Source organism: Coleofasciculus sp. E2-BRE-01 (assembly GCF_040221695.1).
Taxonomy (GTDB): domain Bacteria; phylum Cyanobacteriota; class Cyanobacteriia; order Cyanobacteriales; family Coleofasciculaceae; genus Coleofasciculus.
Window position 1 is genome coordinate 34,374 of record NZ_JAVKEA010000239.1, and the last position, 12,618, is coordinate 46,991.

Consider the following 12,618-nt stretch of genomic DNA (forward strand, 5'->3'; position numbering starts at 1 on the left):
GACTTAACTTTTATTGTGCCCACCTACTTAACCTCGTCACTCTCTACACTCTCCAACTCTCCTACGTGCTTGAGGATGACTAGCCAGATAATCCTTCAGCCATTGACAACCTCGATAAAGGAGTTGATTTAATCCTTCTACCCGCCACAGTCTTGCCGTACAGTCATTTGAGCTAGTGGCAAGATACTGACCATCTGGACTAAAACTCACACTTGACACTCTGCCTTGATGTCCTTTATATTCGGCAATTGGATTTCCCGATAAGTCCCACAATCTGGCTGTGCCGTCACCTGAGCCAGTGGCAAGATACTGACCATCCGGACTAAAACTCACACTTGATACTCCGCCCTGATGTCCCTTGAATTTGGCTAACAGCGTTCCTGATAAATTCCATAGTCGTGCTGTGCGGTCAGTGGACGCGGTGGCAATAGACTGACCATTCGGGCTAAAACTAATATGTCCAACTCTACCTCGATGTCCTTTAAATTCTGCCAATAGCTTTCCTGACACGTTCCATAGCTGGGCTTTGCGGTTACCTGACGTTGTGGCTAGGCGTTCTCCATCTGGACTAAAACAGACATGCCATACCCGACTCTTATGGGATTTGAGTACCCTCAATTGATTTCCCGATAAATCCCACAACCTCAGTGTGCGATCATCTGAAGTTGTAGCAATTGTCTTCTCATCTGGGCTAAAACTGGCACAAGTGACGATGCCCTGATGTCCCCTAAATTCCACAATCAATTTACCCGCTAAGTTCCATAGTCTTGCCGTACCATCCTCTGAGGCAGTGACAAGATGTTCTCCCCTTGGACTAAAACATACCGTTCTCACCCAACTCTCGTGTCCGTTAAATTCAGCAATTAACTTGCCCGATAAATCCCATAACTTCGCTGTACCGTCAGCAGACGCGGTAGCCAGATACTCACCTTGAGGAGAAAAACTAACCTGTTCAACCCAGTCTGTATGTCCCTTAAATTCCGGTTGCGGGTTGGGCAATAAGTGCCACAGTTTAATCGTTCTGTCACTTGAGGCAGTAATTAACTGATTCCCTTGGGGAGAAAAAGAGATACTTTTAACCCAGTTGGCATGTCCGTTAAATGCGGCAATCTGTTTACCAGATAAATCCCATAATCGTGCCGTTTGGTCGGCAGAGGCGGTAGCGAGAAACTCACCTTGAGGGGAAAACCTGACACAAGTGACTCCCCCTTGATGTCTGTTAAACGTGGCAATCTGTTTACCGGATAAATCCCATAATCGTGCCGTTTGGTCGGTAGAGGCGGTGGCGAAGGAGTCACCTTGAGGAGAAAAACTGACACAAGTGACGACTCCTTGATGCCCGTTACATTCGGCAATCTGTTTCCCCGATAAGTCCCACAAGTTGGCTGTGCTGTCACCTGAAGCCGTGACAAGATACTGACCATTGGGACTAAAATCGACGCTATTGACCCATTCGTTGTGTCCAATAAATTCAGTAATCTTTTTTCCGGATAAGTCCCACAACCTTGCCGTACTATCCGCAGAAGCCGTGGCAAGATATTGACTATCGGGACTAAAACAAACTGACCTGACCTCATTGCTGTGTCCAATAAAATCAGCAATCAGGTTACCCGATAAATCCCATACCTTTGCAGTTCCATCCTCTGAGGCAGTAGCAAGATATTGCCCATTCGGACTAAAAGTGAGACGCTTCACCATGCCCTGATGCCCTTTAAATTTGGCTAGCTGCTTACCCGATAAATTCCATAGTCTGGGGGAGGCATATTCTGTGACTGTGGCAAAGTATTTCCCATTGGGATTAAACATTACATCTACATGTCTAACCTTGCCTTGATTGAAGGAGAATTGATTGTATTCTCGAATATTATCCAAAATCACCTGTAATGCCAGTAGCGGACTGGTTGCTGGATAGGTTTGTACGGGGCGACCATCTTGCACTAGCTGTCGCAACGCTTCCCCTGACTCCATGGCGGCGAGTAAGGCTTCGATTTCACCAAAACCTGACTCAAACTGTCGCAGCGCTTTCACGCCTGCCCTCTCAATTTGTGACCCTTCTTTGGCTTCTGCTAAGAGTTGTTCTGCTTTTTGTTTGGCTGAGGCTAAAATTTGTTTGGCTTGCCGTTCTGCCTCTAATTCCTGTTGTTGGCTTTCGGTTAAGAAGGCATAATCAACAACCCCTAAACTTTTATTCGCTGCCCACGCCAAGGCTTCTTGTAATGCCTCGCCGCGCAACAGTCGGGATTTATCTTGACGATTGGATACCTCCCAGGCTCTAATCGCTTGAGAGTAAGGTCGCAAATTGGCTAATTCTTGCTCTACCCAACGATGGTTAAAAATCCCGGCATAAATGGGGTTATAAACTTTTAAATTTCCCTGCTGTCTAACAACTAAGCCTGTCAGTCGTAATTCGACTTGTTCCGGACTCTCGTCTGTGGGGATTTGTCCCTGCTGTAAGATGTGCTGATAGAGTCCCAGTAATCTACCTGCACGCTGTTCATTTGCCAGGATGCGATCGCGGATTGTTCTCAAATGCTCTGGTTCATCCCAGACTTCCCAGTTTTCGATAATACACTGTTGAACTAACGACTCAATCTCTTTAGTCGCCGATGGATTGTCGGGATGGAATTCCTGACCCATTGTATCCCATTCTTGAACAATGAAATAACACAATTTTTGGGTCAGAAACGGTTGTCCTCCTGTCCAATCCAATACCTCCGTTAAAACCGCTTCAGCATTCTCTACGTGATTCTGCAATCCTTTGATTAACGCTGACTTGGCTTCGGCAAAAGTAAACCCGGTTAACTCAATTGCCTGACCAATATTAAACGGAGTGCGCTGTTTGTCTGCGATCAAATCCGATGGCGTAGCCACTCCCAACAGACAAAAGGTGAGACGTTGATAGTCGGGATTATCAACCCGTTGGTTATAGCAAGCCCGGATAAAGGCAAAAAAGTCATCTTTGAACTTAATTTTCAGGATACTATCGATTTCATCAATAAAAATAACAATCTTGTCGGATAACTCAATTAGGAGGACATCATCAATAAATTCACTCAACCGTTGTACCGGGGATAAAATAGAGCGATCGCGCCACCAGTTGCTAAAGTTAATCTTCCGGGAAAGTCGAAACCCGCGCAATAATTCAGACATCAATCCGCCATACCATTCTTCCGGCGTCACATGACTGCCAATGCGAGTCATATCAATTGATACACATTTGATGCCTTGGGCTTTCAGCTTCTTTGTCATCTGCACTCGCAAGCTGGATTTGCCCATTTGCCGGGAGTTGAGAACGTAACAGAATTCCCCATTAATTAATCCCTGATACAATTGAGCATCAGCGTTTCGCACTACATAAGTCGGGTGCTGATACTCTAAACTTCCTCCTACTTTGTAATAGTTACTATCTAACATAGATAGAATAATTTTAGATGGGGTTTGCTAGTTTGAGAAGTGTTGATAACTTTTCGACTAAAAAACAACTCAGAAGAAATCTTAGCTCATTGTAGGGTGGGTTAGGCGGGGAATTTATATCGGCAGTAACCTTTTAATGGTATATCCGCCGTAACCCACCGATAACGATATTTGGAGTATCTGAAGATTGACTCTTAAGATTTATCTCTATTAATTAGGTAAGCCCATGATGACTCAAGGCGGCGTTTGACCCGCTTTGGGGCTTGGGATCTACAGTTCGGTTTCGCCATCGACCCGTCAAACTCTGTAATAAAGTTCGGGGAATCCCCTAACTTAAGCAACTTCCCTTAACAGTCTATCCCTTATCGTAGAGAACTTCTAGCGCCAAGCTCAAGTCTCTAGCTTGAGAGCAATTCCTCCAACTATTATGAATTCAGTGGAGATGCCCAATACATCTTCGGTTTTTGCATTGTCCTGAATGTTCATCAATTTTCCCTACTTTTCTCAATGGCACTGATTTGGAGAAATCCTCAACTTTACTCAACTTCTTGATCGAATGAGGAAACATACTAGGAATTGACAGGCATCAATCCTACAAAAAATCGGGTTCTACCGAACCGAAGCATCTAACCTGCTTCACAGATTTGTACAACCCGTGAGGCTGTGAGTCTTGCTAGACAGAACCTTGATGTGTATAGGTTTGCTGCTCATAGAGTCATGAATAGAGTCCCAGTTCAAGTCTGTAAAGAAATGTTACAAAACTGTCCTCTCTGCATAAAAGGAAGGACTGAATCCTGAGAGATCAATAGAATCTCAAAATCAGGGATGCTCAAAATGTGCATAGGTAGTCAGCCTCCAGAGATATAGCTGATTAAGCAGCGATAAAGCTGCACTAGAGCGGCGCTCTAGCAGCCAACCCAAAAAACGGGAGCCAAATCTGACCTTGACTCCCAACCGTAGTTTATTTTCAACTTCTGATCCTAATGGCAAACACATTCAATACCAACACCTCGGTTGAATTAAGTCTCAATCCCGACACGCAACTGGTTACAGTTAATGATCCCTCCCCCACCATTTCTGTACAGTGGGATCGGGCAGTTCAGCAAGCTGTGATCAACACGGCTGTCGGACCAACGATTGGCTCGCGGGCTTACGGCATCTTGCATACCGCCATGTTTGATGCTTGGGCGGCTTATGATCCCAAAGCGGTAGCGACTCAACTGGGCGATGAACTGCAACGCCCAACCTCTGAAAACACCGATGCCAACAAAACCGAGGCGATGAGCTACGCCGCTTATCATGTCCTGAGCGATCTCTTTCCTAACCAGCAGGGGATTTTCGATAACTTGATCAGTGAACTCGGCTTCGATCCCAGCAACACCACCGAAGACACCACCACGGCGGCGGGTATCGGAAATGCCTCTGCCCAAGCACTGCTGGAATTCCGTCGCGCTGACGGCTCCAACCAGTTGAACAACTACGCCGATACAACTGGTTACGAACCGATTAACAGTCCTGATCAGATTGTTGAGATTGAACGCTGGACACCCGAACGAGTGCCAATTGACGCCCAACCCGGTGAAGAAAAACGCATTCAAGAATTTCTCACGCCCCAGTGGGGTGAAGTAATTCCCTTTGGTTTGGACTCTGGCGACCAATTCCGTCCCGAAGCGCCCCAACCGTTCCTGCTAGTAGAGGGCGACGATAACCCAGAAGCAGGCACAATTACCCTGGCGGATGGCTCTGTGGTGGAGATTAGCCCAGAGTTGGTTGGCACGGTTATTAATCCTGAGTTTATCCAACAAGCCGAACAAATTGTCCAAGTCAGCGCTAATCTCACTGATGAGCAAAAGCTAGTGGCAGAGTTTTGGGAAGATGGGGGCGGCACCTCCTTCCCGCCAGGAACGTGGATGACCTTTGGACAATTCACCTCGGCACGGGATAATAATTCCCTGGATGAGGATGCCAAGCTGTTTTTTGCCTTGGGGAATTCAGTGTTTGATGCCGGGATTTCCACCTGGGAGGCGAAGACGTTTTACGACTACACCCGTCCCGTGCGAGCCGTGCGCGAACTCGGCGAACTGGGCTTGATTGGGGAGTTTAACTCAGACTTAGGCGGCTTTGCGATTGAAGCTTGGGCAGGTCCAGGTGAAGGAACTCAGACGATTTTGGCGACAGACTTCCTGACTTACCAGACCCCTGGTAGTGACCCTTCACCGCCGTTTGGCGAGTACACCTCCGGACACAGTGCTTTTAGTGCCTCTGGTGCGACGATTCTGGAACTGTTTTCGGGTTCCGATCAATTTGGCGCTTCCGTTACCTTTGAACCGGGTGAGTCTCGCTTTGAACCTAGTGTGACACCCCAACAAGAAGTCACTCTGGCATGGGATACATTCTCTACGGCGGCGGATGAGGCGGGTATTTCCCGCATTTACGGTGGCATTCACTTTCAAGAGGGTGATTTGAATGGTCGAACCTTAGGAGAACAAGTCGCGACGGCGGTGTTTGAGCAAGCGCTGTTCTATATTGAAGGCGCAGTAGACCAGGATGTCCTCTTTGGCACCAGGGATGCCGACGAACTGGTTGGTACCGAGACGAATGAGAAGCTTTATGGTCGTTCTGGCGATGACACCATTGCTGGTGGTTTAGGTGATGACCAAATCTTCGGCGGTGACGGCGATGACGTACTGCGGGGCGATCGCAACCGTCGTTCTCCTGGTGGTTCTGTCGAAGGTGATGACATTATCCACGGGGGTTTGGGCAATGATCGCATCGGTGGTAAAGGCGGTAATGACGTTCTCTATGGTGATCAGGGCGACGACCAAATCTGGGGTGACGATGGGGATGACATTCTGCGTGGTGGTTTAGGCAATGATACCCTAACTGGCGATGACTTCTCCGGTGGTAGTGGTCGCGATACCTTTGTCCTAGCTGCTGGTGAAGGGACGGATACGATTGTTGATTTCCACAACGGAGAGGACTTCATTGGTCTAGCGGGTGGTCTGGAATTCGGTCAATTGTCTATTAATCAACAGGGAAACAACACTCTGATTACTTTTGAGACAGAAACGTTAGCTGTACTTAATGGTGTGACCGATCCCCTCACCAGTGCCGATTTTGTCGCGATTGTCTAGTGCCAATTCAAGACAGATTTTTGGCGATCGCTTTCAGCAGTTTGTCATAACCCAGGGTGTTAACAATTGAAAAATCCGGTTTCTTCAGAAACCGGGTTGCTCAGAACCGATTCGGGGATATTTCCCAAACAATTCCTTAAACAAAAATACAAGTGAGCGATGCACCTCATCAATAGCACTCCGGAAACTCGCCACAACATGACAGGCAAAATGAAACCTCTACAACGCATAACTCAGTGGATTGACAGTCTTGAAATTCGCAACCCAAAAATTGCGCGACTGTTGTGTCAACTCATCCCTGCCTCTTGTCCATTTGCACGAGATATTCAGTTCTTCGGTCATCAACTCTGGCGCATCCCTCCTTTGTGCCAGCTCAATCCTCTCTACGAACAGCTAATGGGATTGCGCTTTCGAGCTTTGACCTTTCTAGCTCAAGAGTTTGGTGAAACGGTTGTTTAGTGAACTAAACCCATTAATTATACCAATTAAGGAGTCGGAAAGAAGTGCTTAATAACGTTTCCGAAAAAAAGATGCACACCGTCAGATTAGTGCTGGTAATCGGTTGGCTCGTCTTGATTTTATCTCTCTTTTACGACCCCATTTCCCATCACTTAACTGACCCCAACAACCTGCTCAGTCCTTTTCGCGATCCCAACACCTGTGTACTGGTGCAAGGAAAATGCTTGGAAGCAGAACCCTATCCCATGGGAACCCGCATTTTCTGGGGTATGATTGTTCCCAGTGCGATTATGATTCTCTTGGTTTTCGGTCATGACACCTGGCGGCGTATTTGTCCGCTCTACTTTCTGTCCCAAATTCCCCGGGCTTTGGGCTTAAATCCCCGACTGAATATTCGCAAAAATCGCTGGCTGGCACAAAACCACCTCTATCTGCAATTTGCGCTTCTGTTTATTGGTTTGAACTGCCGCATTCTGTTTATTAACTCTGCCCGCACAGTTTTAGGGCTGTTTCTGATCCTGACTATTCTCTGTGCAATTACAGTAGTTTTCCTGTACGGAGGACGGAGTTGGTGTCATTATGTCTGTCCCTTTGGCATCGTGCAAACTGTTTTCACGGGTCCACGGGGATTATTAAGCTCACCAGCGCATACAGCAGAACGTCGTAGCATTCCCCAATCCGAATGCCGCACGTTTGATAAGAAAAAAGGCAAAGAAAAAAGTGCCTGTGTCGGCTGCAAGTCTGCTTGTATCGATAAAGATGCCGAAAAATCCTACTGGCACTATCTCAGCCATCCAGGACGAAAACTTGTGCAATACGGGTATTTAGGTTTAGTGATTGGCTACTTCATTTATTACGGATTGTATGCGGGGAATTTCGAGTATTACTTTTCCGGGGATTGGACGCATGAACCGAATCAATTAGCTACGCTTTGGCAGCCTGGTTTTTATCTATTCAATCAGCCAATTCCGATTCCTAAACTGGTGGCTTGTCCGTTAACTCTAGGGATTTGTGTAGTGATGAGTTGTCTGATTTGTACGAAATTAGAAAAGGCATACCGCGCTTCTCTAAGACGGCATAACTCCAGTATCAGCCGGGAACAGGTTCTGCACCGCGTCTTTTCGATTTGCACCTTTTTGGCGTTCAACATTTTCTTTATCTATGGGGGGCGTCCAGAGATTCTCCGCTTACCCCTCTCTGTGCAATTGATGTTTAATGGGTTTGTTGCTGTAGTTAGCAGTCTTTGGCTTTACCGCACTTGGAATCGCAGCGCCGAGCAGTATAATCGGGAAAGTCTGACTCATAGTTTCCGCCGTCAACTGCAAAAGATTCCGGTAGATTTTTCTCAGGTTTTAGAGGGGCGTTCTCTGGAGCAACTGAAAGCCGATGAACTCTATGTTCTGGCGAAAGTCCTGCCGAATTTTAGCCAACAGTACCGCTTCTCCCTTTACAAAGGAGTCTTGCAAGATGGATTAGAAGAGGGGCGTTTTCAGTCATCCCAAAGTCTAGAGCCACTCCAAGCTATTCGCCATCAACTGGGATTAAGCGATGAGGATCATTATACGGTTTTGACTGAGCTAGGTGGTGAGCATTCCCATCTGTTATATCCCCATCAACAAACTGAATTGGTTGCCATCCAGCAAAGTTGAGCAACTACAAACCTTGTAGAGACGCGCCATGGCGCGTCTCTACGATTTTGGTCGCTATAATTCATAATTCATAATTCGCTGAAAATATTGCCGATATAACTGACAACGAGGGATGACGCGATCGCGCTTTCGCTGAATCAGTCCCATACTGTATAATTGATACGCCTGCATGGTTTCGATTCGCACGGGTTCTGTAGCACTAACAACCTGTTTTAAGGCGGCGGCTAATTCTGAATTTTCTTTCAACATTCCCCAATGTCGGCGCAAATGTGCCTCATATATTCCCGCTTCGGTTGGCGCATCTTGCAATAATTTGCTGAGTATCACATCCTGACGGGCTAAGTGATACAGTCCCAATCGCACTAAATAGGGATGTCCCCCTACCATCGCCATTAACTGTAGAACTTGCGTCTCATCCCAATCCAGTTGATAGCGTTGAGCTAAATCGGCGACTTGTTGCGAGGTAAACTCTGGCAATTCTATCGGTAATCCCACATTAAAGGGGGATTGATTAATATCCAAGGGTCCATAATCTTCTGTCGAATGCGCCACAATTAATCGCAATTCTTCCCAAATATCAACCGTCTTTGCTTCCTCATGCCAACTGCGTAACATGGGAAAGAATCCTTGTGCAATATCTGGGGACTGAAACACTCGATCCGCTTCATCTAATGCCAAAACTAAAGGAGAATCCAGTTGTTCTAATAAATGTTCTTGGATGTAGGTTGTACAATTAACAATACTGCCCCGATCCTGATCCCAATACTCATCCAGTTGAGCATCCAGTTTGAGTTTAGAACTGATACAAACACACAACCAGCGCAAAAATCGATTCAGACTGCTAAAAACGTCCGCCTCAGCTTGTAGCAAATTTAACCGCACTGTGGCATAACCCTGGTGTTCTGCATAGTCCAGAATTCGATCCAGCAGCGACGTTTTACCCATTTGCCGAGGTGCTTTAATCCGAATTAGCGCCCCAGGTTGACGAATTGTCTGATAACAATGCTCCTCAATAGGTAGGCGTTCTATATAAAATTGCGAATTGAGTTCCACTGCACTATTCGGTAGTTGCCCAAGAAGGGCGGGTTTAGTGTAGAGACGCGCCATGGCGCGTCTGTACAAGGGGGTTGTCTCCAGAATGTTATCAGTAAAACCCGCCCCTACAACCCCGCGCTTCTGTTCCCGTTGCGGCACGCCTGTGGTTACAGAAGGCGGTGGTGATTCAGTCGGGGCGACTTGTTTGGATTTTTCCGGGCGGCGACGTTCCCACTCTAGATTGAACCGTTGCATAATCGCCTCTTTATCGTACCGCTTGTGCCAGAGTTTCAGGGTAAAGTGCCAATCATGTAACCCTTTCTTTCCGGGACGATTATCTTCCAGAATCTCGACAAAATCTGCCAGCCGTCTCAGTGCTTCCTTAATTTGTTCGCTATTTAATTTACCTTCATAGGGATCTAAGGATGTCAATTCTTGGAGAAATCGCACTTTTGTCCTGACAACCAACTGGTTCTCACTTTGCCAGTTGACCTTTATCTGTAGATGTTCTGTATTCTCCCACTCATCATTGGCGTAAGCCAGCAACGCTTCTAACAGGCGCTTTGCCCGTTTTTTCGCTTGAGGTCCATAGTTCGGTCTAGCCATCGACAAGTCCCACCCAGTAAAACGTTGGGGGATTCCCCTAAGTTGGGTAACATCCCCTAACGATTTATCCCCCATTGTAGGGAACTTCTCGCTACCAGCACAGGTAGCTAAGTTGAGGGTAGTTCCCCCGTTGGTAGTAGGCACGCTTCGTGCCTCAAGCACCTCAATAAGGGATAGTTGGGAGGTTGGGTAGAGCGTAAGCGTTACCCCGATTGGGTTGGGTTACTCGGAAAGAAGGCTCCGCCTACGTTCCCATAACCCCACAACGGTGATATAGCGCTTTCCCAGCGTGTGAGGTACACCTAAATGTAGGGGCAATGTAGGGGCGCAAAGCTTGCGCCCTTAACGATGTATCGCATCAAACCGGAAATTGCTATATGCTCCCGTTTAGTTGTTCTGACCTCTGCTAGCGGCTATTCGGAAAAAATTGTCACAATAATTATCCAGGTTCTGGAAAAAAGCCAGTTCAGCTTGAGCGGCTTTTACTGTCCTCATTAGTAAGGAACCGTCTTGGTATTTAATATGGCTCTGTTATAGGCTGGTTCTGGCTTTGAGTAGTTTTAGACGGTGTGGATTCGGCTTTCTTTAACATTGGGTTCAATCCCATAGGGGTGACGGGTTGACCCAGTTCAATCTAGTTTGTTTTCTGTTGGCATTAAAGGAAATGAGATAAAACTCCTTTATTTTTTTCTAAACAAGTTCTGGCTTAACCTTGAAGTCTAAGTTTTGAGTGAACTATAGTAACGGTGGATTAATCAGAGGGTTAAGCGAAGTCAACCTATGTCTAGGATTACCGTTTCCGATTTGCCTTTAGCGGGTTCTGAGTTGTTTCAAGGTGCTGAAAGCTTTCTGAGTGATCTAATAGAAGATGACCTGTCGATTACGGCTGGACTCCCATTCCCTATAATTAGAGTCAGCATCGTTGATACGGCTCCACTCGGCGGCGAGGATGTTTTCTCTAAGTCTATTTCTTACCTTTGGTAAGGGATTGGCAGTTTCCTTGTTTAATTTATAGATTCATCGGTTATGACATTCCTGTTGAATTCTGATAATATTTTCGATTATTTAGTGGAGCATGGTTTTTGCCATCCCTCAGAGCTAGCTCTCAGTCAGGTTGAGCCAGTTGCTGCCAAAAACTTTAACTTATTGGTAAAATTTACTGACACTCATAAGCTTTTGGTTAAGCAGGAACGGCACAATCAGGACGGAAAAGCGGCGGGGGAGTTTTGGGGTGAGTGGCAGATGCAACTGTTCTTACAACAATTTCCAGAGGTTGAACACCTACGCCAATTTTTGCCAGACGTGCTGCATTTTGATCGGGATCATTCCATTCTTGTCTGCCGTTATCTGGATGATTACCGGGATTTAATGGAGTTCTATACGAAGGAAAATAGTTTTCCTACAGAAATTACGGTGGCAATGGGTAGGTTTCTGGGAACTCTCCATCGCGATACGTTTAACTGTCAAGATTATCAGCATTTCTTTGCTCAACAGTCGGATACTCTTACAACTGAGCAAGTCCCTAAATTAATTCGGGGGTTGGAACGAATTGGACCCGAAGTTTTTGGTCAAGTGCCTGCTGATGGGTTGAAGTTTTTTGCTCTTTATCAGCGGTATGATAGTTTGGGGTGTGCGATCGCGGAATTGGGCAGTGCTTTTTCTCCCTGTTGCCTGACGCACAATGACCTGAAGTTGAATAATATCCTGCTGCACACCGATTGGGAGCAAACCGATGATAGCATTGTGCGTTTCATTGACTGGGAGCGCTCGACGTGGGGAGATCCAGCGTTTGATTTGGGAACATTGATTGCTAGCTATGTGCAAATTTGGCTGGGTAGCTTGGTGATCAGTAGTTCACTAAGTATCGAAGAGTCTCTGCAGTTAGCGGCGACACCTCTGGAACAGCTTCAGCCTTCTATTGCGGCTCTGACTCAAGCTTATTTTGACAGGTTTCCGGAAATATTAAACCATCGCCCTGATTTCTTACGGCGGGTGGTGCAATTTGCGGGTTTGGCGTTGATTCAACAGATTCAGGCGATGATTCAGTATCAAAAGTCTTTTGGCAATATGGGGATTGCGATGCTTCAGGTTGCTAAGACGTTGTTATGTCGTCCGGAACAATCGATGGCGACGATTTTTGGTGCTGCGGCGGTTCAATTGAGTAGGGGCACGGCACTGCCCATTGGTGTCAACTTAAGCCACATTACCCACGATAGGATACTGGGTGTGGGGTATGGGGTGTGGGGTGTGGGGGGAGCGAGCAATTTTGGCTCACTATGTATTAAAGTTTCCTGTTTGGAAAAAACGTTGTGGATGAATAG

6 protein-coding genes and 1 pseudogene are annotated in these 12,618 nt (G+C 46.6%); 5 read left to right on the forward strand and 2 right to left on the reverse strand.

Annotation, left to right across the window (positions count from 1 at the left end; genetic code table 11):
- Positions 1 to 36: 36 nt before the first annotated feature.
- Positions 37 to 3,414, reverse strand: coding sequence for a WD40 domain-containing protein (locus tag RIG66_RS32740; RefSeq protein ID WP_446384118.1), 3,378 nt, complete (start codon positions 3,412 to 3,414; stop codon positions 37 to 39).
- A gap of 983 nt (positions 3,415 to 4,397) precedes the next feature.
- On the opposite strand from RIG66_RS32740, the gene RIG66_RS32745 reads away from it, so the two are divergent.
- The 3 genes from RIG66_RS32745 (at position 4,398) to RIG66_RS32755 (ending at position 8,656) form a co-directional block, all read left to right on the forward strand.
- On the forward strand, positions 4,398 to 6,548 hold the full coding sequence (locus RIG66_RS32745; protein WP_446384120.1) for a DUF6851 domain-containing protein: 2,151 nt from the start codon (positions 4,398 to 4,400) through the stop codon (positions 6,546 to 6,548).
- A gap of 159 nt (positions 6,549 to 6,707) precedes the next feature.
- Positions 6,708 to 7,007, forward strand: a complete 300-nt coding sequence (locus tag RIG66_RS32750) for a Mo-dependent nitrogenase C-terminal domain-containing protein (RefSeq protein WP_446384122.1) — start codon at positions 6,708 to 6,710, stop codon at positions 7,005 to 7,007.
- Between the two features lie 71 nt (positions 7,008 to 7,078).
- A complete protein-coding gene (locus RIG66_RS32755; RefSeq protein WP_446384123.1) occupies positions 7,079 to 8,656 on the forward strand; it encodes a 4Fe-4S binding protein in 1,578 nt (525 codons plus the stop codon).
- A gap of 54 nt (positions 8,657 to 8,710) precedes the next feature.
- On the opposite strand, the gene RIG66_RS32760 is transcribed toward RIG66_RS32755, so the two are convergent.
- Positions 8,711 to 10,297 (reverse strand): AAA-like domain-containing protein, encoded by a 1,587-nt coding sequence (locus RIG66_RS32760; RefSeq protein WP_446384125.1) that lies wholly within the window; start codon positions 10,295 to 10,297, stop codon positions 8,711 to 8,713.
- Between the two features lie 780 nt (positions 10,298 to 11,077).
- On the opposite strand from RIG66_RS32760, the gene RIG66_RS32765 reads away from it, so the two are divergent.
- Both RIG66_RS32765 and RIG66_RS32770 read left to right on the forward strand, forming a co-directional pair.
- Positions 11,078 to 11,281, forward strand: a complete 204-nt coding sequence (locus tag RIG66_RS32765) for a hypothetical protein (RefSeq protein WP_446384127.1) — start codon at positions 11,078 to 11,080, stop codon at positions 11,279 to 11,281.
- Between the two features lie 42 nt (positions 11,282 to 11,323).
- Positions 11,324 to 12,460, forward strand: a pseudogene (locus tag RIG66_RS32770) (phosphotransferase family protein); the annotation flags it as partial.
- Positions 12,461 to 12,618: the final 158 nt, after the last annotated feature.